Source organism: Paraburkholderia translucens, assembly GCF_020881035.1.
GTDB lineage: Bacteria > Pseudomonadota > Gammaproteobacteria > Burkholderiales > Burkholderiaceae > Paraburkholderia > Paraburkholderia translucens.
On record NZ_JAJITC010000007.1, the window covers coordinates 209,935 to 230,161 of the forward strand.

Below are 20,227 nucleotides of genomic sequence, written 5' to 3' on the forward strand. Positions count from 1 at the left end.
GACCCATCGGTGCCGCGCTATCCCGAAAGGGCCGACCTGAATGCGGCGAACGCGGCCTGCCCCTTCGCCACCGGACCGCTGCGCGCATAGGGGGCGGGGTTGAGCGCAGCTAAGGTTTGGAGACCTTCGCGTGAGCGTCCGGTCACCGCCTGCGCTATCGCTGATGCATATAAGGTCGTGGTCACCATTCCCTGGCCCGAGAAACCAGCGGCACAGTACAGGCCCGCTTCGGGGGTGAGCAGCATGGGCACGCCGCTGCGGCTCAGGTCACATTGTCCGCCCCATGCCGACTCGACCTCGATTCCGGCCAGTTGGGGAAAGACCGCACCGATTTCCCGCCGTATACGAACGACATTCAGCGCCAGCTGGAACTGGGCAAGCGCGTCCGCGCCGCCGAACGCGACCCGGAATCGACCGCTGCCGTCGCCTGCTTCGATCAGCCGTCCATAGTTCATCGCTATGCCGGACGCGTCGCAGAAGCACGCGCCGCCCGGTATCAGCTCGCCGGCAAGTTCAGCGCTGATCGGGCGCGTGCAGAGAATCAGCGTCTGCACGGGCACAAAGGCGCGCGGCAGGCCCGCGCCGCGGATCCCCCCGATTCCGGTGGCGATCACGACTTGCGCGGCCTTCACGCTGCCGGAGTTGGTTTGCAAGCGGTATCCCCCGGCCGGCTCGCGGTTCAGGCCGGTGACCCGGCATTGCTCGCAGAGGATTGCGCCTGCGGCGCCAGCCAGCCGAGCGACGGCGGACGTGAAAGACCGTGGATTAAGGTGGCCGTACTGCGGTCCGGTGTCATCGCCGCGGAAATAGAGCGCGCTCGTGTAGAGCGGAGAATTGATATGCTTTGCGCGCAAATCGCCGGTGCCGACATAGGCGCCCCAGCCGATTCCGAGGCGCTCGAGCAGCCGCGCTTCCTTTTCAATCCATCTGGCTTGCGAGTCCGATTTGCTGACGACCAGCAGGCCGGGGCGGAATTCACAACCGCCGGCTGTCGCGGCACGCCGATGCACAGTGCCGAGCGCGTCGTGCACACGACGCCATGCATCGGCCGCGGTCGTTTCACCAAACATCTCGACCAGTGCCGAAAGCGAGATTTCAAATCCGGGCCACAGTTGGCCACCGCTACGCATAGATTGCCCGCTGCCGATCGTGCCCGCTTCGAGAACCGCGACCGTGCGGCCGGCCGTAGCAATTTCCAGTGCCGTTGACAAACCGAGCAACCCTCCACCCACCACCGCAACGTCCACGGACGCCGGGCAGGATAGGCTGGTATCAAAGCCGCCGGCACTGTCTCTGTAGCAGGTCGGTGCTGCGTTGAAGTCCGTGCGCAGATCGTTGAGAAACTCTTTGATCGAATGAACCATGCGCCGCTCCGTCACAGCGCGCCCGCGTCCGCCGCAGGCCAGCTCAATACCTCCTCGGTGACGAGGCCCGCGACACGGCACGGTGCCGCGTTGCGTGCCTGAAGGCGCAGCACCATACCGAGGAAGTGTGCATTCGTAGAAGATTCGTCGCGACTGCCCATCACGTTCCGCCCTGCTTGCGCATTTGCCCGATCGCGCGCTCACGCGTTGCCGCGGCCTCCTGCACGAGCCGGTAGGCCACGTAATACTTGAATACGTTGCGCACGTACGTCGTGGGTTCGATGCCGATTTTCTCGGCGACTACGATCTCGACGTTGTTGAACCACTTGTCGGGATCGAGACCGCGCGCCGCCGCTTCCTTGCGCATCCTGGCGATGTTTGCGGGTCCCGCGTTGTAGCTCGCGAATGCGAAAAGCGAGCGGTCCCTATCAGAGAAGTGTGCATCCGGAAAATAGCGGGACATCAGGACGTCGAGATACTTCGCCCCAGCGTGGATATTGGCTTCCGCCACACGAATATCGCCGACCGCGAGTTCCTTGCCCGTGGCCGGCATGAGCTGCATGATCCCGATCGCACCGACGTGACTGCGCGCATTCTGGTCTAGCTGGGACTCCTGATAGCCCTGTGCCGCAAGCAACAGTGGATCGAACTGGTACTGTGCGCCGTATTTTTCGAACAGCGCGATTGTCGCCCTGAACCGTTTCAGCTGCGCTGACTCCGCATTGTTGGAGATCTGCTTGATGCGCTTCATTTCCTGCTGGAGACGGACTTCCGCGACGCTCTGCTTCTTCATGTAATTCAGGTAGAAGTCGCTGATCGCCTCCTGGAGTCTGGGGCTCTTCAAACGGATTGCCCATCCGGTATAGCCTGCGTCACGCACCGCCATGTCGTTGTGCACGACGATTCCAGGCAGTATCTGCGCCCATATCTTTGCCTTCCAGTCGTCTACGACAAGGATCTGGAGCAGCCCGACATTGAGCATCTCCATGGCGTCCTCGTCCTCGAGTGCATCGGGCAGCCGCACGAGCTTCACCGGGGCTTTGCCCTCCTTGCGAAAACGCGCGTTGAGCGCGTTCAGGCTCTCGTAATAGCTGCTGCTGGGTCGCACATGGACCGCCTTGCCGCTGAGATCGTCGAGCTTCGCGAGGGCTGGCGACTTGGGACCGGTAACGACCACCTCGCGTACGGGTTTGCGGTCACGCGGTGCCACGAAGTCGACCTGCTTCAGGCGCGTCTCGGTGACCGTCAGATTGCCCGCCGCGATGTCGCCTTTGCCCGCTGCGAGCCCCGCGAGCAACTGGTCGCGAGTCGTGGGAATAATGACCACGGTGAGAGGACGCTCGTCGAGTGTTGATCGGTATTTCTTGTTCACATAGCGCTCGAAGTCCCGCACGAGTCCGGCAGTCAGCCCACGCTCGTGTCCTTGGTCATTGGTATAGAGCGTTCGACTGTAGGGAACCAGTACACGAATCAGACGGCGGTCGAGCATCGCGTCGAAGTCGCCCGTCCACGGTTGATTGACCAGATCGATACGGCGCGCGCCGGGAGCCGACGCAGCGGTAGCGGGGGATGCCGGGAGGGCCGGCGAGGCGGCCGGTTGCGCCGCGGCACCTGGAGCGGCCAGGCACGCCGAGGGGTTGACGGCCATGCCTGAGCAGAACGCCGCGATGAACAGCAACGTTTGAATGATGCGCATCATAAAAAATCCAGCCGCTACACCCGCGTTCGATCTGGCACTCAGCTGTCGCGACACAGGAGATGCGCACGTGGGCGGAGGCGAGGCGGATGTGAGAGACGACTGACGTTTGTCGTCCAGTGCTACCCAATGAACCCGGCGCGCGCCCTTCGACGCGGCGCCGGGAACCGCGCTCAGTGGGCGCCGGCTGAAAACGCCAACGTCGCGCGCGCGCTGCCGTTACCGCGGACGTGCACGGTCTCCTTTCTGGTCTCGCCGCTATAGGTGGCGGTGACCGTATAGCGCCCTGGAGGCAGCCGCACGAACAGGTACGGCCCCTTCGACGTGGTATCAAGCACGGTCGCGCCGCCAGCTTTGGCAATCTGCACCTGGACGTCGGCCACATAGTTCGCGTTGGGACCGGTGAACTGCAGCGACAGCGGCCACTGCCTGCGTGCCTGCCGCATAGCAGTCCACTCGTCGTGACCGACTCCGCCCGTGACGAACGTTATGTCGCCTTCCTGTTGGGTCGGTGGCATGCCGGTCGTATGGATCGGGCTGGCGGCCTGTGGAGCGGCGGTCTGCGCCACTGCGCCGCCTGCCTGAGCGAGCACGAACGCCGCGGCAAGCAGGGTCGACGCGATCCGGGGAGCGTTGCGTTTCATTTCCATCGTGACTGCTCCTTACAGTAATTGCCGACTTTGGGCGAACCTGCGTGCCCGGACCGTCGGACGGAAAAAGCCTTGCGATAGGCCGGAAACGCATCGCGCTCCCAAGCCGACGACTGAGAGACAAGACACGTCAATTTGGTTTGGAACCTCCATGAACCGGCGTTGGCGGTCCACCTCCCGTTGAAGCCTCGGTTTGCGCCGGGGGGACGCGTGGCATGCGGATACCCGCGTAGGCGATCGCAACCGTCAGCAGCGGACTTACCACACAAAATACAGCAAAGGGGGCGTAGCTGAGCGTCGGCACGCCAAGCGTCACTGCCATAAACGCCCCGCAACTGTTCCAGGGGATCAGCGCGCCTGTGGTCGTGGCCGAATCACCAACGGAACGCGATAACACGATGGGTGCGTAACCGCGTGCCGCGAATGCATTTTTGAACATCCGGGCCGGCAGCACGGCTGCGATGAACTGGTCCGCCGTAACAACGTTCGTCGCGATGGTCGCCAGCACCAGGGAGCCGACCAGCGCCCCACCGCTCTTGGCCCAATCAACGACCGGGGTAATGAGGCGTTCGATCGCGCCGCACTTCTCGACCACCCCGCCGAATGCCAGTGCCGTGATGATCAGCCAGATGGTATTCAACATGCTGTCCATCCCGCCGCGAGTGAGGAGCGTATCAAGCACTGGATTTCCAGTCGTGGACTTGTAGCCGCTCCCAAGCGCAAGCCATACGCCTTTGAGCATCGCAATCGGAATCGGCACGCCCTCTCGTGCTGCGGCAAATGCAATGACTCGCTGTGGCTCGACGAAAACGGCAACCGCGCCACCCGCCAGTGCGCCAAGAAAGATGGTGGTAAATGGAGGCAGCCGGAACAGCGTCAGCACGACGACAACAATGAGCGGCAGGAACAACACAGGTGATATGTAGAATGCGCTCCGCATTGCGGCAACCTCGGCACTCGCATCGAAGTCGCCCGGGCGGCCCAGCAGATAAAACACGGCCAGCGTGATGACGATCGCGACAAGTGATGTCAGCAGCGTCTCGCGCACGTGTTGATACAGATCGACACCCGCGGCAGCGGCCGCAAGATTCGCGGTGTCCGAGAGCGGCGAAGACTTGTCGCCGAAATACGCGCCGGAAATCACTGCACCGGCCGTGATGGCCGGGCTCAGACCCATGCTCTGCGCAATGCCCATCAGGCCGATTCCGATCGTGCCCGCGACCGTCCACGACGTCCCGATGGCGAACGAGATCAGCGCGCAGATTGCGCACGCCGTAACGTAAAAGTAGTCCGGGCTAAGCAATTTCAGCCCGTAATAGACCATGGCGACGATCGTGCCGCAGAGCGCCCACGTGCCGATCAGCGCGCCGACTGCGAACAGGATGAGAATCGCGCCGATACCGGAACTGACACTTGCATTCGCGGCCTCGCCCAGCGACGCGAGCGAATGACCACGACGCCAGCCGACAAATACGGCCAGCATGGTCGCCACGACGAGCGCCACCTGGTTCGGACCGTTCGCGCCACCATCGCCGAACAGGTAGAAGGACAGACCGACGAGCAGGATGAGACCGGCAATCGGAATCAGTGCTTCGAACATCGTGACCGGCTGAGGTGAATCGCGCCGCTTCATCGCCATGCTCCGTTTGTTTGTCCGGTAGTCCCAACGTTGCCATACACAACCGTACGACGCGGCGATGGCGGTCCGGGCGGGCCCGCCATTCCTTCAAGCATAGGAAAGAATCATTGCTGCGTGAAGACGCGCCCGAGTCGGCGCTAGCAGAGGAACAAGTGGAGTCGAAATGCGGGGCGCGAAGCGCTGCGACGATTGCCGGCGAAATAATGCGCATAGCATTCGCGGCGATGGATGCGTATACGCATGGGTAATGTGCACGGGTCCTGAACGAGTCAGAGAAATTCCATAAACTCGACGCGCACGAAAATCCGTGCTTCTCTCCGTAAAAATGACCCAATGTGCCTGAGCGAATTCGGTCGCCATATGCAAAATAGATTATCCATCGTCTCGATCGTGGGATCTCCGTTATCAAACGCCGGCTTTTCGGTTAAAACTGGAATTTCAGCGTCGTCTTGATTAGTCTATTTCGAGTGCGCCTGAAGCAATACCAGGCGTCGAGCCTGCAACCGAAGCCCTGGCTTCTTGTAGCGCCTGCACTCCTAATCCGGCCGCCGTTCGTTAATTATCCTTTTTAAAGGGGCCAATGAAGACGCCGGGATGAGCAGCACAGAAAATTTCGCAAAATATGAAGTCACATTAATTTATATTCCTTCGGTCCTCGTTTGTTTGAGCTTGGCGAAGGACAAATCAATTTCGGCAAACATATTTCACTTGCAGCGTTTCACATTAGTCCGTTGTCCAGTGGAGTTGCCATGAAACCGTTCGCGCGTTCAAACCAGTCGACATATTCGGGTCTTTTGCCGTTTTGCAGGTTTGCTGGGCTGCAACAGGCGGTGAAGATGACCGGGACGGTCGAGACTCCCGGAAGTACTGGGCCCGGCAGGTTCCTCAGGCGCCAAAAAAACGCCAAAAGATCGGTCGGGGCTGAAGTCATGCTGCTGGTCTTCGGAGCGATGTTAGTTCCCAGCGTCGGCCTCGCGCAGTCGAATCTGCACGTTGACGGCAATGCCACGGAGACTGCGGCCGTCGGGCCGTCGTCGTTTGCTACCGTCGTTGCGGGATTCAATAGCGGGACGGTCGGTGGCGTTCCGGGCGGGACATTCGTCGTTCCGGCCGGTGCGACCGTCACACTCAGCGGTATTCATATCGGGCAGGCGGCGGGGAGCACCGGCCTCGTCGACGTGAATGGCGGGTCGATCGGTACGACGAACCCCCAATCCCAGTACTACATTGGCTTTAACGGCTCCGGCACGTTTACGGTGAGAAACGGCGGCACTGTCACCAGCCTCTCTCAAAGCTTCGTCGGTTACAACCCGGGCAGCAGCGGTGTGCTCACAGTCGACGGCCACGGGTCTCAGTATACGAACACGGGCTTCTTTGTCGTTGGGAACGGCGGCCCTGCGCAACTCAACGTGACCAACGGCGGCGCCGTCTCCAGTCCGGGGGGCACGCTGCAGATCGGGGGCGGCTCGACTGCGACTGCCCTTGTGAGCGGAGCCAATAGCAGCCTCAGCGCCGGAACCTTTCTAGGCGTCGGCGTCAGTCCCGGCAGTGCCGGCACGCTGACGATTACCGACGGCGGCATGGCCACGAGCGGAAGCGGGACCTATCTCACTTTCAACGGTGCCTCGGGCAGCGTGCCCGCTTCGACAGGAACCATCACTGTGTCGAACGGCGGACGGCTCACTTCACCGCTTCTCGTGGTCGGCACGCGGGGCCCCGCGGATCTGAATATCCAGTCCAACGGCACCGTGGCGATCAGCGGGCCAACCATCGTGGGCGCCGTCGCTGGCACGAGTTCGCTCGAGGTCAGCGGTCCGGGCGCGACCCTCGACGTGCAAAACGGCGACCTGACCGTGGGTGGGCAGGGTAACGGAACGATGACGGTCTCTAACCAGGGAACCGTCAACGTGACAGGCAGCGGCGCCACATCCATCGCAGGGCAGTGCGGCGCGGGACTGACATCATTCTGTAGCACGCCGATTCACGGCGGTTCCGGCACCGTCACCGTTACCGACTCCGGTTCGGTGCTGAACGCGGGCACGTCGCTCGCTGTCGGCCAGTTCGGCCCGGGGACGCTGACCATTGAGAACGGCGCACAGGTCGTAGCGAACGCCGTCTCCATTGCGGAGAATGCCGGCTCGACCGGGACGCTGAATATTGGCGCCGCCGCCGGCGCGGCACCGGTCGCGCCCGGCACGCTCGATGCCCGCACGCTGACGTTTGGCGCCGGTACGGGCACGCTCGTGTTCAACCACACCGACACCAGTGGCAACTACGTGTTCCCTGCCGCCATTACCGGCACTGGCTCGGTCAACGTGTTGAGCGGCGAAACGGTGATGACCGGCGCAAGCACGTATAGCGGCCTGACCACGGTCGCGGGCGGCGTCCTGGCGGCGGGTGCCGCCCACGTCTTCAGCGCGAACTCCGACTACACCATCGAGTCCGGCGCAACGATGGATCTGCGCGGCTTCGACCAGCACGTGGGGAGCGTGGACAATGCAGGCCTCATTCGCGTCTCCGGCGATCCGGGAACCGAGGCGATCGCGCACAACTATGTCGGGCGGGACGGCGTCATTGCCATCGACACCTTCCTGGCCGGCGACGGTGCGCCCTCGGACAAGCTCATCCTCGACGGCGGCACGGCCATCGGTACGTCCAAGCTGGTGATCACCAACGCCGGCGGTCCTGGCGGGTTGACGCTCGCCGACGGCATCCCGGTTGTGGAGACGGTCAACGGCGGCACCACCGACCAGGAAAAATTCAGGCTCTGCTGCGAAGTGCGCGGTGGCATGTACACCTACTATCTTTTTCGGGGCGGGGTGGTTTCCTCCCAACCGGAAGACTGGTTCCTGCGCTCGGATATGGTCATTGGCCCCGAGGAGCCTGGGGGGCCTGGGGGGTCTACGGAGCCCGGGGAATCCGGGGTGACTGAAGAACCTGCGATCCCGGACCTGGAAGAGCTTCCTCTCGATCCGCCGCCGTCCGTCCTGCCCCCGGGCTTGTACCCGATCCTCGGACCGGAGATCGCCACCTACTCGGTCGTGCAACCGCTCGCGCGGCAACTGGGCCTGACCATGCTCGGCACGCTGCACGAGCGCATCGGCGACACGCTCACCGACGCCGGGGGCGGCACGGCCGGTGCGGGGCTCGCCCACTCGGCCTGGGGCCGGGTGTTCGGCCAGCAGGTCGACAACCACTACCAGACCTACACCGATGCCCGCGCGCACGGCCAGGTGATCGGTGTGCAGGCCGGGCTGGACGTGTGGCGCGGCAGTTTCCTGCCCGGCCACCGCGACGCGGCCGGGGTCTATTTCGCGTACGGCAACGGCAACGTCGACGTGGACGGCCTCGTCACCAACGCCGATGCGACCGCCTATGTGCTGAACCACACCGGCAGGGTGAACCTCAACGCGTATTCCGGCGGCGCGTACTGGACCCATTACGGCCCGGGCGGATGGTACGTCGACGCGATCCTGCAGGGCACCCACTACGACGGCGATGCGACGACGCAGAACGCCCGTCTGCCCCTCTCGGGGTCCGGCTTCGCCACCTCGCTCGAAGCGGGCTATCCGTTCAGTCTGCCGCTGGGGCCGGGCTTCGTGCTCGAACCCCAGGCGCAGATCATCTGGCAGCACGTCGGCCTTTCCGAGGACAACGACGGGCTGGGCGCGGTCGATCCGGGCTCGACCTCGGGTGTCAGCGGGCGGCTCGGCGTGCGCGGGCGGTGGACCATCGAGCGCGTCAACGGCCAGGTGTGGCAGCCGTACGTGCGCGCCAATCTCTGGCGCGACTGGGGGGCGGGGGCGACCACGACGTACGCGGGGGTCGACCACGTGCCGCTCAGCCAGCAAACCACGCGCATGGACTTCGCCGCGGGCGTGAGCGCGAAGCTCGACACGCGCATGAGCCTGTACGGGCAGTTCGGCTACCAGTTCTCGATCAACAGCTCCGCGACCGGCAGTCAGAAGGGTGTCTGGGGCGACGTCGGACTGCGGTATACGTGGTGACATCGCGCGTCGACCTGCCAGCCCGTCACGATCCGTGCGACTCCAACGACGTGCAGTGACGGATGGCTGCACGCCCGTGTTATCGCTAAGTCAATATGGCGAGATGACGCATGCGCTTCTCGCAATAGAGGGTTTACCCTGGAAAACCCGACTGAAAGCTATTTGAAATAAACGCAACGTTCGTTAGAATGAGTCCCGTTCCAAGACGAGTCCGATAGAACTCATCTGCGCCTCGCTGCACCGGAGGCAACCTCAACTGGCTGGCAACGTCACGCAAACTTGAAAGGCAGTCATCGTTATTCGGTACACCTACTTTAATGGAGAGAAGATCATGAGTCGTCTTACCAAAGGAATCGCCGCAACCTTCGTCGCGTTCGGACTGCTGACTTCCGGCGCTGCTTTCGCCGAGCAGCCGGCGAACGCTGCACCCCAGGTTGCAGAGGCCGCTTCTGCGCCGGCGACTGTCCACAGCGATCCGATCGTCCAGAAGCGAATGGAGATTCGCGAGGCCAACCGCGAAGAACGTGCGAAGCGAGCGGAAGCCAGAAAGACGTTCAGGGCCGAAGCACGCGAGGCACGGCAGCAACGCAACGCGTCGGTCAGTGAGTCCCGCGACCGCGCGCGCGCCGCCTTGGCTGAATCGGCACAACCGGGCACCACGCAGGCCGGCGAAGCGCACAACGTCCAATAAAGTTGTACAGGCTCGACGGACGGATTTGCAGTCAGCGGTTTGATCTGATCCAGTCTCCGTCGAGCGTTGAAGGGCGGGTTATTCGCGGACGGCCAGCGGGTCGCCTCGCACGACCATGACGCCGCCTTCAGGAGGTGGCATCCGCCACCCTCAGTACACTCGCCGGCTCGCATCATGCGGGCCGGCTATCTGCATTACGCGTGCGTCCCGCTTGCGTCCCACTTGCGTCCCCCTTGCACTGCCGCCTGGCGGACAGTGAATCCGCTCAGCGCGCCCGGCAAGCCGTCCGGATGCCTCGCAACAAATCAACCGGTGGCGGCGGACATCCGGGGATCATCACGTCGACCGGCAAGATCGACGAAACCGGACCGCACACCGCGTAACTCTCGGCAAAAATCCCGCCTGTGCACGCGCATTCGCCTGCCGCAACGACGAGTTTCGGGGCGGGTGCCGCATCGTACGCGGCGAGCATGGCCGCCCGCATGTTCAGCGTCACGGGTCCGGTCACGAGCAGCATGTCTGCATGCCGCGGGCTCGCGACGAACTTGATTCCGAGCCCTTCGATGTTGTAGTACGGATTGTTCAGCGCGTGGATCTCCAGCTCGCACCCGTTGCATGAGCCCGCGTCGATCTGCCGGATGCACAGCGCGCGCCCGAGCAGAGCGAGAATGTCCTGACGTATCTGTCGCTCCTCGTGGTGCCACGCGTCTTCTGCCGACGGCGCAGGTTCGTCGGGAAAGCCGGTGCGCGCGAATTGCCGGATGAGTTGCCACATCAGAGATCGTGCCCCGCGTAGTTCAGGTTGAACGACTTGTTGATCAACGGGAAATCGGGAACGATGTTGCCGATGATCGCGTGCTCGAGCGCCGGCCAGTTCTGCCACGACGGATCGTGGCAATGGCACCGCGTGATGACGTCGCCCGCTGCGATGTCGAGCGCGACGAACACGTCTCCTCGCCATCCTTCCACCCAGCCGACCCCTCGCGCGGGCGCCGTTGCAGGCGTCATGCCGACGACGATAGGGCCATCGGGAAGTTCAGCCAACAGCGCGCGGATCAGGCGCAGGGATTCATCGATTTCGGCAAAGCGCACGGCAACGCGCGCGGCAACGTCGCCACGCAAGTCACTGATCGCATTGACGGCCAGGTCGTCATACGGAGCGGGTCGCAAGGTCGCGCGAACGTCGAACGTTCGGCCGCTTGCGCGAGCCGCCATGCCCCGCACGCCGAAATGCTCGACCACCGCGGCGCTCAATCGGCCCGTGCCGAGGAATCGATCCTGCAGCCCGGACTGGTCCTCGTAGACTTTCCGCATGATATGGACCTCGCGTTCGATGTGATCGCATTGCTCCGCCAGGACGCTCGCGTCCTCGGGGCGAACGTCGACCGCTACACCACCCGGCACGATCCGGTCCATCAGATATCGATGTCCGAATGTGCGGGCATTGATCCGTATCCAGTCCTCCTTGAGCCGCGAGAACTGCGCGAGTCCGAATCCGAACCCCGCGTCGTTCCCGAGCGCGCCCAGGTCGCCGAGGTGGTTGGCCACGCGCTCGCGTTCTAGCAAAAGCGCGCGCAGATATAGTGCCCGCTTCGACAGTGTCGTGCCGCTGGCTTGCTCGAGCGCCATGCAAAAGGCCCAGGAGAACGCGACGGTTGAATCGCCCGCAATTCTCGCGGCAAGCCGATGACCGCGCGACGCCGGCGTACGCTCGAACAGCCGCTCGACGCCGCGATGAGCGTAGCCGAGACGCTCCTCAAGGCGCAGCACCTTCTCGCCGACGACCGAGAACCGGAAATGCCCCGGCTCGATGATGCCCGCGTGGACCGGCCCGACCGCGATCTCGTGCACGCCGTCACCCGCAACCTGTACGAATGGATAGTCCGCCTCACTCGACTCGAACGCTTCGACACCGGCCGCCTGCCTTTGCAGTGGGAAATAGTCGCCAGGCCAGTTGCCGTGATTGAGCCACGGACGCGTGTCCTCGGCGCCACGCGCGCGCAGGCCGATCAGATCGAAGATCGCCCGTTGCATCCGGATCGCACACGGGAAAACGGGGCCGAGATCGGGATAGGCCCCAGGGGCCTCCTGCTTGCGCCCGTTCGCGAGGCGCACCCACAGAATGCCGTCCTCGCATTCGTATGCGGCGTTCATCGAAAAGGCGCCTTCGACTGCTTCGCTGCCCCACATGGCAATGAGGCGCCGCTGCTCCGATCGCGCCGTGCGCGCAAGCTCGAGCCACCCCGATTCGTCGGCGTCAACGATGCCCACTGGAATCTGGCCCGCGCGGCGCGGGAGGCAGGTGACGGCAAGCTGCATCGATTCAAGTCGCATGCTTCACCCCGCCAACATCGTCGCGGCCTGGCGATACCACATAGCCAGGTAAGGCGGGACATAGAGCCCAAGCATCAGCCCCAAACCTAGATGCACGAATACCGGCAGCAAAGCGGGTCGATGTTCGAGCGGTCTTGCTGTGGTCGTTTCAGCGAACACCATTCGCTGGACGCGCGCGAAGATCGCCGCGAATGCGACGGCGAGGCCGAGCAGCAGCAAGGGCGCCGTCCACGGTATCGTGTTCATCGCGGTCGTCAGGATCAGGAATTCGCTCGCAAATACGCCGAACGGCGGCAGGCCGAGAATCGCCAGCGCACCGAGCGTCATCCCCCAGCCGACCGTCGGGCTAACTTGCAGCAGCCCGCGAATGCCTTCGATCGCCTGCGTGCCTGCCTTTTGCGCGGCGTGGCCGACCGTGAAGAAGATGGCCGACTTGACGAGGGAATGGACGGTCATGTGCAGCAGCCCGGCGAACGTCGCGACCGGGCCGCCGAGCCCGAACGCGAACGTCATCAGCCCCATGTGCTCGATCGACGAATACGAGAACAGCCGTTTGACGTCCTTCTGCCGGAACAGCGAGAACGACGCGATCAGCACCGACACCAGCCCGAAGCCGACCAGCAACCGCCCCGGCAGGCCGTTGCCGGGCGCGCCGTCCGCGAGCACCTTGCAACGCAGCACCGCGTACAGCGCGACGTTCAGCAGAAGCCCCGACAGCACCGCCGAAATCGGTGTTGGGCCCTCAGCGTGTGCGTCCGGCAGCCAGTTGTGCATCGGCACGAGCCCGACTTTCGTGCCGTAGCCGACGAGCAGGAACACGAAGGCGATCGACACGATGGTCGGATCGAGCTGTGTCTTGACCGCGGCAAGGCTCGTCCACAGCAGCGCGTCGCCGTCAGTCAGTTGCCGGCTCGCGGCGAGGTACAGCAGGATCGTGCCGAACAAGGCCTGCGCGATGCCGACCCCGCACAGGATGAAGTACTTCCAGGCGGCCTCGAGGCTCGCGGCGGTCCGATAGACGCTGACGAGCAGCACGGTCGCGAGCGTGGCGGCCTCCATCGCGACCCACAGCACGCCAAGGTTATTGGTCAGCAGCGCGAGCAACATCGCGAACATGAAGAGCTGATACATGCTGTGATAGAGCCGCATTCGTGCCGGCGTCATCCGGCCGCGGGCTTCCTCGATCTGCATGTACGGTCGCGAGAACAGAGACGTGGTCCAGCCGACGAACGCCGTCAGCGCGACGAGATACACGTTCAGGGGATCGACGAAGAACGCGCGTGCGAACGCGAACGACGGTCCGTGCTCGACGGTGCGCACGGCGAGCACGAACGTCGCCGCGAACGTCAGGAAGCTGAAGCCGACGTTCAGGTTGCGCGCGACACGACTGGATCGCACGCACGCAAGACACGCGGCGGCCACGGGCGGAATGCCGAGCACGGCGAGTACGACGTGGGCGTCATTCATCTTTGAGCTTCTCGAGGTGATGGATGTCCAGGCTGTCGAACTGCTCGCGGATCTGGAACATGAACACGCCCAGAATCAGAATCCCGACCAGCACGTCGAGACCGATGCCGAGCTCCACGATCATCGGCATGCCGTTGGTCGCAGCCGTCGCGGCGAAGAACAGCCCGTTCTCCATCGACAGGAAGCCGATCACCTGCGGAATAGCCTTCGCGCGCGTGATCATCGCCATGAACGACAACAGCACGCACGCGAGCGCAATGCCTAGCGTGCCGCGCGCGGCCGACGTCGCGAGCTGGCTGATCGGCGACGCAACGTTGAACGCAATGATGACGAGAACGATACCGATCAACAGCGTCGTCGGAATGTTGATGAGCGGCTCGACGTCGGTCTGAATGTCGAGCCTGCGCACGAGCCGGTACAGGATCCACGGAATTGCGCCGACCTTCAGCACGAGCGTCAGTCCGGCCGACACGTACAGGTGTGGATCACCCGCCACGAAACCGAGGATCAGGTTTGCCAGAACGAGCGCGGCACCCTGCAGCGTATAGAGGTGGATCAGCGACAGGATCCGCCGCTGGCTCAGCATCGCGAACGACAACAGGAGCAGCACCGCCGCGAGGAAATTGATCAGTTGCGTCGCGTAGGCGTACATTCACGCCCCCAGCAGCAGGTGGACGAGCATGCCGATCACCGCAAGCAGGAACGCGGTCGCGAGGAACTCCGGGACCCGGAAGATCCGCATCTTCGCGTTGGCGGTCTCGACCACGGCGAGCGCGGCTCCGCCCACCATCAGCTTGACGAAGAGTGCCGGCACCGCTAGCACCAGCGCAAGCGGATTACCGGCCGCGGCGATCCCCCACGGCATGAAGAGTGCGAGACCGATGCATGAGTACGCAAACAGCTTCAGGCTGGCCGCCCACTCCATCAGCGCGAGGTGCCGCCCCGAATATTCGAGGATCAGCGCTTCGTGGATCATGGTCAGTTCGAGGTGGGTCGTCGGGTTGTCGACGGGCAGCCGCGCATTCTCGGCGAGCGACACCAGCGTAAACGCGATGCCGGCGAACGCGAGGCTCGGATAGATCGTCAGTTCGCCGTGGCCGAGCGTCGCGACGATGCTCGTAAGCAGTGTCGACTGCGTGATCAGCGAGGCCGACAGCAGCACCATCAGCAACGCCGGCTCCGCGAGGAAACCGATCAGCATTTCACGACGCGCGCCGAGCGTGCCGAACGCAGTGCCGACGTCCATCGCCGCGAGCGACAGCGCGACACGCGCGAGCGCGAACAGGCCGACGAGCGCGATCGCGTCCGCGGCAGGCGCCAGCGGCAATTCGGTCGACAGCGTAGGTACGATCGCGCAGGCGAGCGTCATCGCCGCCCACACGACATAGGGCGCGCCACGGAATACAGGACTCGCGCCGTAAGCGACGACGGACTCCTTGTTGAACAGCTTGTGGAGCATCCGGTAAGGCTGCCAGATGCTGGGGGCGCGCCGATTCTGCAGCCAGGCGCGACACTGGTTGATCCAGCCCGTGAGCAGCGGCGCGGCGGCGAGCGCCACCACGATCTCGAGCGATTGCGATATCACGCCGGACACGGTCACCATCGTCTCACCAGCATCAGGAGCAGGATCAGCACGGCGAAGCTGTAGGTCAGGTACACGGCGATCCTGCCGGTCTGCAGACGGCCCGCCCATTCTGCCGCGCGTTGCGTCAGCGCCGCGACGCGCTCGTAGAACGCGGGCCACGTGCGATCGGTGACCGAGACCCGGTAGGCCGGCTGCGTATCGAACGGCGACGGCAACTGCCGTTCGATACGCAGGAGTGGCGCGAAGATCTCCCGGATCGGCTGCCCGAACCCCTCCGCCGTGTCCTGCATCCGCGCGGTCGTGAACGGGAATCCACAACTCCACGGCGCAGCCCGCCGCAACCGACCGTGAAAGAAACGCCGCACCAGCACCCACGCGAGCCCGCAACACGCGATGAAAAACAGCATGAACACGGCGGGCATGTAACTGGCCCGCGCGGCGTCGACGGGGACGAACAGCAGCCAGCCGTGGTTGTCCGCGCCGATACCGGCGCCGATGAGCGCGCGCGTGACCCGGTCGAGCACCTTGACGAACAGCGCGGGCATCAACCCGAGCAGCACACCGGCCGCCGCAAACCAGCAAAACGCAAACCGTTCCCATGCATTCGCATCGCGTGCGCGGCTCAGTTTTGCTTCGCGCGGCTGTCCGAGGAACACGATGCCGAAGAACTTGACCATCGTGTAGCCGGCGAGCGCGGCGATCAACGCGATCAGCGCGGCCATGATCGGGACCGTCATCGCCAGCACCGAATCAGGCAATGCGGGCGTGAACAGGAAGCTCTGCAGCAGGAGCCACTCGCCAACGAAACCGCTCAGGGGCGGCAATCCAGCGCTGGCTGCGACGCCCGCCAGCACGCACCACGCGGTCCACGGCATGAAACGGATCAGGCCGCCGAGCTTGCCGAGATTGCGCTCTCCGGTAGCGTGCAGCACCGCCCCCGTACCGAGGAACAGCAGGCTCTTGAATGCCGCATGCGCGACGATCTGGTAGAGCATCGCGGTCAGCGCGAGCGCGGACAAGGCCGTCATGCCGTAGGCGCGAAACAGCACCGCGAGTCCGAGCGCGACGATCATCAGACCGACGTTGTCGATCGACGAATAGGCGAGCAGGCGCTTCATGTCGACCTGGATCGTGCTGAACACGACGCCGAGGAGCGCGGTCCCGACGCCGAGCACGATCAGCAGCACGCCCCACCATGCGATCTGCACGTGCAGCAGGTCGAACACGGTACGCAGCAGGCCGTACAAACCGACTTTCAGCACGAATCCGCTGAGCAGCGCCGACACGGGTGACGGCGCGGCCGGATGAGCGTCCGGCAGCCACACGTGCAGCGGAAACAGCCCCGCCTTGGCGCCGAATCCGACCAGCGCGAACAGGAACGCGAGCGATGCCCAGAACGCGTCGGGCGACTGCGCGCGCATGTTGGCAAACGTGTAGTCGCCGGTGCGCGCCTGCAGAATGCCGAAGCACAGCAGCAGCGCGAGCGCGCCGACGTGGGAGATGAGGAAATACAGGTAGCCGGCGCGGCGGATCTCGCCGATCCGGTGGTTGGTCATCACGAGGAACGTGGCGGATAGCGTCAGCGTCTCCCAGGCGACCATGAACACATACGCATCGTCGGCAATCAGCACGAGCGCGATGCTCGCGATGCAAAGGTGGTATTCGAAGCAGATGAGCCCTGGCGCAGCGCCCTCGCCCTGACGGAAATAACCGGCGGAAAAGGCGCCCACCCCAGCGCTGACGACGCCCAGCACGAACAGGAAATAGCCGGATAGTCCGTCGACGCGCAGGTGAAATGGCAAGCCGGGAAGCCCGATCGGCAGCACCGTCGCGGTCGGTTCGGCGTAGATTCCGGCCAGCCCCGCCGCACCTAGCAACAGTCCTCCCAGCGCACCGAGCGGAAACAGCCCGTGCGCAACGAACCTCGTGCGATGCAGAACCCCGAGACCCAGCGTGCCGATCGCGAGCCAGCAAGCCGCGATCTGCAGGACGAAATGGACGACCGGCACGGGTGCCATCCGGAATGTCTCCAATACGCTTTGATTGGACGAGAGACCTGGAATGAGCCCGGCATCCCAGGCTCATTGCATGCGCATTATGGCATCGAAAGACCAATCCGGATAACAGGATATGATAATCACGTTATCATGTGAGCCACATATTCGAGGAAATCGGCGGCCCTGCGGGGCGCGAACCGCCCATCTGCCTCGTCCTTGCTGCTGCTCCGAGCGATTGAATGAAGATCCTATGCCTGCGCAGTACTTTCGAAGCCTGACGGGAAAACACCGCAGCGCGACGGCAAACCGTCAGCTCGGGTTTTCGCTTGCATTCGTCGCCGGCGCCACCAATGCCGGTGGATTCCTCGCGGTCAGGCAATACACGTCTCACATGAGCGGCATCGTCTCGGCCATCGCCGACCAGGCAGCGCTCGGCGACATCCGGCTCGTGTTGGCCGGTATCGGTTCGCTGACATCGTTTCTCGTCGGGGCGGGATGCTCGGCGGTGCTCGTCAACTGGGGACGCCGCCAAAGCCTGCAAAGCCAGTACGTCCTGCCGTTACTGGTCGAGGCCGCGCTGCTCCTCCTGTTCGGTCTGCTCGGCAGCCACCTCGCGCTCCGGGAAGCGTTCTTCGTCCCCGTAACCGTGATCCTGCTGTGCTTCATCATGGGGCTGCAGAATGCGATGATCACGAAGTTGTCGGGCGCGGAGATCCGTACGACGCACATGACCGGCATCGTGACGGACCTCGGCATCGAGCTCGGCAAGCTGTTTTACTGGAATCGATCGGCGCTCGTTGCCGATGCGCACGCGGTCATCGCGAACCGCGAGAAGTTGAAGATCCTCGGCACGATGCTCGCGTCGTTCTTCGTCGGCGGCCTGGCCGGCGCAATCGGTTTCAAGCATGCGGGCTACGTGTCGACCGTGCCGCTCGCTGGCGCACTTGTCACGCTCGCGATCGTGCCCGTCGTCGACGATGTGCTGAGCTATCTCTATCGGATAGGCCGTCGGCCATGAGCCGGCGCGAGGCTGGGCGAATCTTGCCCCGAAATCGGCCCAGCGCCACCTTCCCGCCGTGCCGTCGAGAGCAAATGCATTATAATTTGGTTAGCATATTCGCCGACCCGTCCCCGCAATGGAAACGAAAACCGCGCGCCTGACCGTCCTGATCGACCCCGCCAAGAAAGAAGCATTCGAAATGCTCTGCTCGGCGCAGGATCTGACGCCGTCACAAGTCGTACGGCAGTTGATCCGCGAATACCTCGAGCGTCACGGCGTGACTTACAAGACCAAGAGCCCGCTCACCAAACGGGTCAAGTAAAGCGCGGGTTGACGCCCGGCGCCGATCAAACGCCGATTTCCCAGTGCGCCTGCCCTTGCGCATGCCAGATCAACCGCTTCGGATCGAGGCGCTCCCCTTCTTTCAGGCGCCGGGCAGTGGCGGACAGCTTGAGTTCGCCGGAAAAAGCAAACGAAAGCGCACGCTCGGACAGGACCCGAATGGATGGCAAGCGATGCCCGCCTTTCCAGGCGAACGCCACGAAGTTGCTGTCGTCGCCGCACCGAACGATCGTATAAGAAGGGCCGAATACGGACTTCAGCCGCTCGAGGTGCTGAGGTAGCGCCGGATCATCGTCCGTGAAGTTGACTACGAGGACGCCCGCCTCGGTCAAGCGTTCGCGACAGGCGGCGAAAAATGGGATCTCCGCGCATCGGCTGGCCATCCCTTCCGAAACGAAGGCGTCAAGCAGAATGACGTCCGTGCGAACGTGATCCTGCGTCATGTAGTCCGCGCCGTCGGCGCACACCACCTTGAACCGCGCGTCGTCCGCCGGAATCCTGAATACATCACGCAGCGCAATCACCTCGGGGCTGATCTCGACTGCTTCGATCGCGGACTCGGGCAGATGCCGATAGCAATACTTCGCCAGCGATCCACCGCCCAGCCCGATCATGCAGATTTGCCGGGGAGCCGGGTGCAGCAGCAAAAATCCCATCATCGCGCGGGTGTAGCCGAGCGCGAGCCGCTCCGGATTCCTGAGCGACATGAAGCTCTGAGTGGCGAAGTGATCGAAGTGCAGCGACACTGCGTGCTGCGTCTCCAGCACAAAGGGTTGCCCGTTATTGATTGGCGTCGACAGGAATTTGACGAACGCGTCGTAAGATGTTCGATCCTCAGCCATTCTCAATATGCTCGGGTAGCCAACCAGTCGATTCTGTCGTGCTTCGCGGATCGCGCAGCGCAGCGGGGCCGGGGCCGCGAATGGCGGCCGGCCTCTCAAACCTTCTTCAGAAAACAGGCCTTCAGCATGAAGCTGCCGGCGTCCGTCTTGCAGTCGATCTCGTGATCGCCACCGACGATTCGGATGCTCTTCACCTTGGTGCCCATTTTCAGCGTGATCGACGAGCCCTTGACGCGCAAATCCTTGATCAGCACGACCGAATCACCATCCGACAGCACGTTGCCGTTGGCATCCTTGACGACGTTACCCGCGGGTTCTTCGCCCACATCGGCGCCGAGGTTCGCCGGCCACTCGTGACCGCAGTCCGCGCACACGTACAGGGTGCCGTCCGGGTACGTGTTTTCCATTGCGCATTGCGGGCATGAAGGGGCAGCTTTCATTGGAACGTCTCAAGTCAGTCAGTAAAAAAACAGGCGAGCAATCCGCCTCGCCAGAGGCAGCCGCCGTGCCGGCGGCTCAACAGCGCACACGCCATTATAATACGATACACATGCTCTTGCCGCCCGATTATAATCTGAAGTTCACCGCCATTCATATAAATTGAGGGCAATAT

General features: G+C 63.5%; 17 protein-coding genes. 4 read left to right on the top strand and 13 right to left on the bottom strand.

All coding sequences use genetic code 11. The features are described 5' to 3' along the window. Positions 1-17 precede the first annotated feature (17 nt). The 5 genes from LJ655_RS15390 to nhaC form a co-directional block, all read right to left on the bottom strand. A complete protein-coding gene (locus LJ655_RS15390) occupies positions 18-1,364 on the bottom strand; it encodes an NAD(P)/FAD-dependent oxidoreductase (RefSeq protein ID WP_230562107.1) in 1,347 nt (448 codons plus the stop codon). Positions 1,365-1,375: 11 nt separating this feature from the next. After that, positions 1,376-1,528 (bottom strand): hypothetical protein, encoded by a 153-nt coding sequence (locus tag LJ655_RS15395; RefSeq protein ID WP_230562108.1) that lies wholly within the window; start codon positions 1,526-1,528, stop codon positions 1,376-1,378. Continuing rightward, entirely contained in the window at positions 1,525-3,060 is a 1,536-nt protein-coding gene (locus LJ655_RS15400; protein WP_230562241.1) for an MltF family protein, read from the bottom strand. The genes LJ655_RS15395 and LJ655_RS15400 overlap by 4 nt, the downstream gene beginning before the upstream one ends. A 173-nt stretch (positions 3,061-3,233) precedes the next feature. Further along, positions 3,234-3,710, bottom strand: a complete 477-nt coding sequence (locus LJ655_RS15405) for a carboxypeptidase-like regulatory domain-containing protein (protein WP_230562109.1) — start codon at positions 3,708-3,710, stop codon at positions 3,234-3,236. Positions 3,711-3,840: 130 nt separating this feature from the next. Beyond that, complete coding sequence (gene nhaC / locus LJ655_RS15410; protein WP_230562110.1) at positions 3,841-5,343, bottom strand: Na+/H+ antiporter NhaC; 1,503 nt, start codon at positions 5,341-5,343, stop codon at positions 3,841-3,843. A 755-nt stretch (positions 5,344-6,098) separates the two neighbouring features. Between nhaC and LJ655_RS15415 the strand changes: the two genes are divergently transcribed. After that, on the top strand, positions 6,099-9,356 hold the full coding sequence (locus LJ655_RS15415; RefSeq protein ID WP_230562111.1) for an autotransporter outer membrane beta-barrel domain-containing protein: 3,258 nt from the start codon (positions 6,099-6,101) through the stop codon (positions 9,354-9,356). A gap of 331 nt (positions 9,357-9,687) precedes the next feature. Continuing rightward, entirely contained in the window at positions 9,688-10,047 is a 360-nt protein-coding gene (locus LJ655_RS15420) for a hypothetical protein (RefSeq protein WP_230562112.1), read from the top strand. Positions 10,048-10,312: 265 nt separating this feature from the next. On the opposite strand, the gene LJ655_RS15425 is transcribed toward LJ655_RS15420, so the two are convergent. From LJ655_RS15425 to hyfB, 6 genes are read right to left on the bottom strand one after another with little or no spacing between them, the layout of a single operon-like run. Beyond that, positions 10,313-10,822, bottom strand: a complete 510-nt coding sequence (locus LJ655_RS15425; RefSeq protein ID WP_230562113.1) for an NADH-quinone oxidoreductase subunit B family protein — start codon at positions 10,820-10,822, stop codon at positions 10,313-10,315. After that, positions 10,822-12,381, bottom strand: coding sequence for a hydrogenase large subunit (locus LJ655_RS15430; RefSeq protein ID WP_230562114.1), 1,560 nt, complete (start codon positions 12,379-12,381; stop codon positions 10,822-10,824). The genes LJ655_RS15425 and LJ655_RS15430 overlap by 1 nt, the downstream gene beginning before the upstream one ends. Before the next feature lie 3 nt (positions 12,382-12,384). Continuing rightward, positions 12,385-13,848 (bottom strand): hydrogenase 4 subunit F, encoded by a 1,464-nt coding sequence (locus LJ655_RS15435; protein WP_230562115.1) that lies wholly within the window; start codon positions 13,846-13,848, stop codon positions 12,385-12,387. Beyond that, entirely contained in the window at positions 13,841-14,500 is a 660-nt protein-coding gene (locus tag LJ655_RS15440) for a formate hydrogenlyase (protein ID WP_230562116.1), read from the bottom strand. Before LJ655_RS15440 ends, LJ655_RS15435 begins: the two co-directional genes overlap by 8 nt. Further along, positions 14,501-15,451 (bottom strand): respiratory chain complex I subunit 1 family protein, encoded by a 951-nt coding sequence (locus LJ655_RS15445; RefSeq protein WP_230562117.1) that lies wholly within the window; start codon positions 15,449-15,451, stop codon positions 14,501-14,503. Next, positions 15,445-17,451 carry a hydrogenase 4 subunit B gene (gene hyfB, locus LJ655_RS15450; protein WP_230562118.1) on the bottom strand — a complete coding sequence of 669 codons (2,007 nt, stop codon included), beginning with the start codon at positions 17,449-17,451 and terminating at the stop codon, positions 15,445-15,447. Before hyfB ends, LJ655_RS15445 begins: the two co-directional genes overlap by 7 nt. 229 nt (positions 17,452-17,680) lie before the next feature. Between hyfB and LJ655_RS15455 the strand changes: the two genes are divergently transcribed. Both LJ655_RS15455 and LJ655_RS15460 read left to right on the top strand, forming a co-directional pair. Beyond that, positions 17,681-18,448 carry a YoaK family protein gene (locus LJ655_RS15455; RefSeq protein WP_230562119.1) on the top strand — a complete coding sequence of 256 codons (768 nt, stop codon included), beginning with the start codon at positions 17,681-17,683 and terminating at the stop codon, positions 18,446-18,448. A gap of 118 nt (positions 18,449-18,566) precedes the next feature. After that, a complete protein-coding gene (locus LJ655_RS15460; protein WP_230562120.1) occupies positions 18,567-18,752 on the top strand; it encodes a ribbon-helix-helix domain-containing protein in 186 nt (61 codons plus the stop codon). A gap of 25 nt (positions 18,753-18,777) precedes the next feature. Here the strand turns inward: LJ655_RS15460 and LJ655_RS15465 are convergent, their stop codons facing one another. Together LJ655_RS15465 and LJ655_RS15470 are read right to left on the bottom strand one after the other, a co-directional pair. After that, positions 18,778-19,614: a spermine/spermidine synthase domain-containing protein gene (locus tag LJ655_RS15465; protein ID WP_230562121.1), complete on the bottom strand. Its 837-nt coding sequence runs from the start codon at positions 19,612-19,614 to the stop codon at positions 18,778-18,780. Positions 19,615-19,709: 95 nt separating this feature from the next. Next, positions 19,710-20,054, bottom strand: a complete 345-nt coding sequence (locus tag LJ655_RS15470; RefSeq protein WP_230562122.1) for a zinc ribbon domain-containing protein YjdM — start codon at positions 20,052-20,054, stop codon at positions 19,710-19,712. Between the last annotated feature and the right edge of the window lie 173 nt (positions 20,055-20,227).

What these genes read in the sequence shown, in the direction of transcription:
- LJ655_RS15390 (WP_230562107.1), bottom strand. Translation starts at nt 1,364, where the DNA reads ATGGTTCATTCGATCAAAGAGTTTCTCAACGATCTGCGCACGGACTTC.
- LJ655_RS15400 (WP_230562241.1), bottom strand. Translation starts at nt 3,060, where the DNA reads ATGCGCATCATTCAAACGTTGCTGTTCATCGCGGCGTTCTGCTCAGGC.
- LJ655_RS15405 (WP_230562109.1), bottom strand. Translation starts at nt 3,710, where the DNA reads ATGGAAATGAAACGCAACGCTCCCCGGATCGCGTCGACCCTGCTTGCC.
- nhaC (WP_230562110.1), bottom strand. Translation starts at nt 5,343, where the DNA reads ATGAAGCGGCGCGATTCACCTCAGCCGGTCACGATGTTCGAAGCACTG.
- LJ655_RS15415 (WP_230562111.1), top strand. Translation starts at nt 6,099, where the DNA reads ATGAAACCGTTCGCGCGTTCAAACCAGTCGACATATTCGGGTCTTTTG.
- LJ655_RS15420 (WP_230562112.1), top strand. Translation starts at nt 9,688, where the DNA reads ATGAGTCGTCTTACCAAAGGAATCGCCGCAACCTTCGTCGCGTTCGGA.
- LJ655_RS15425 (WP_230562113.1), bottom strand. Translation starts at nt 10,822, where the DNA reads ATGTGGCAACTCATCCGGCAATTCGCGCGCACCGGCTTTCCCGACGAA.
- LJ655_RS15430 (WP_230562114.1), bottom strand. Translation starts at nt 12,381, where the DNA reads ATGCGACTTGAATCGATGCAGCTTGCCGTCACCTGCCTCCCGCGCCGC.
- LJ655_RS15435 (WP_230562115.1), bottom strand. Translation starts at nt 13,848, where the DNA reads ATGAATGACGCCCACGTCGTACTCGCCGTGCTCGGCATTCCGCCCGTG.
- LJ655_RS15440 (WP_230562116.1), bottom strand. Translation starts at nt 14,500, where the DNA reads ATGTACGCCTACGCGACGCAACTGATCAATTTCCTCGCGGCGGTGCTG.
- LJ655_RS15445 (WP_230562117.1), bottom strand. Translation starts at nt 15,451, where the DNA reads ATGGTGACCGTGTCCGGCGTGATATCGCAATCGCTCGAGATCGTGGTG.
- hyfB (WP_230562118.1), bottom strand. Translation starts at nt 17,451, where the DNA reads ATGGCACCCGTGCCGGTCGTCCATTTCGTCCTGCAGATCGCGGCTTGC.
- LJ655_RS15455 (WP_230562119.1), top strand. Translation starts at nt 17,681, where the DNA reads ATGCCTGCGCAGTACTTTCGAAGCCTGACGGGAAAACACCGCAGCGCG.
- LJ655_RS15460 (WP_230562120.1), top strand. Translation starts at nt 18,567, where the DNA reads ATGGAAACGAAAACCGCGCGCCTGACCGTCCTGATCGACCCCGCCAAG.
- LJ655_RS15465 (WP_230562121.1), bottom strand. Translation starts at nt 19,614, where the DNA reads ATGGCTGAGGATCGAACATCTTACGACGCGTTCGTCAAATTCCTGTCG.
- LJ655_RS15470 (WP_230562122.1), bottom strand. Translation starts at nt 20,054, where the DNA reads ATGAAAGCTGCCCCTTCATGCCCGCAATGCGCAATGGAAAACACGTAC.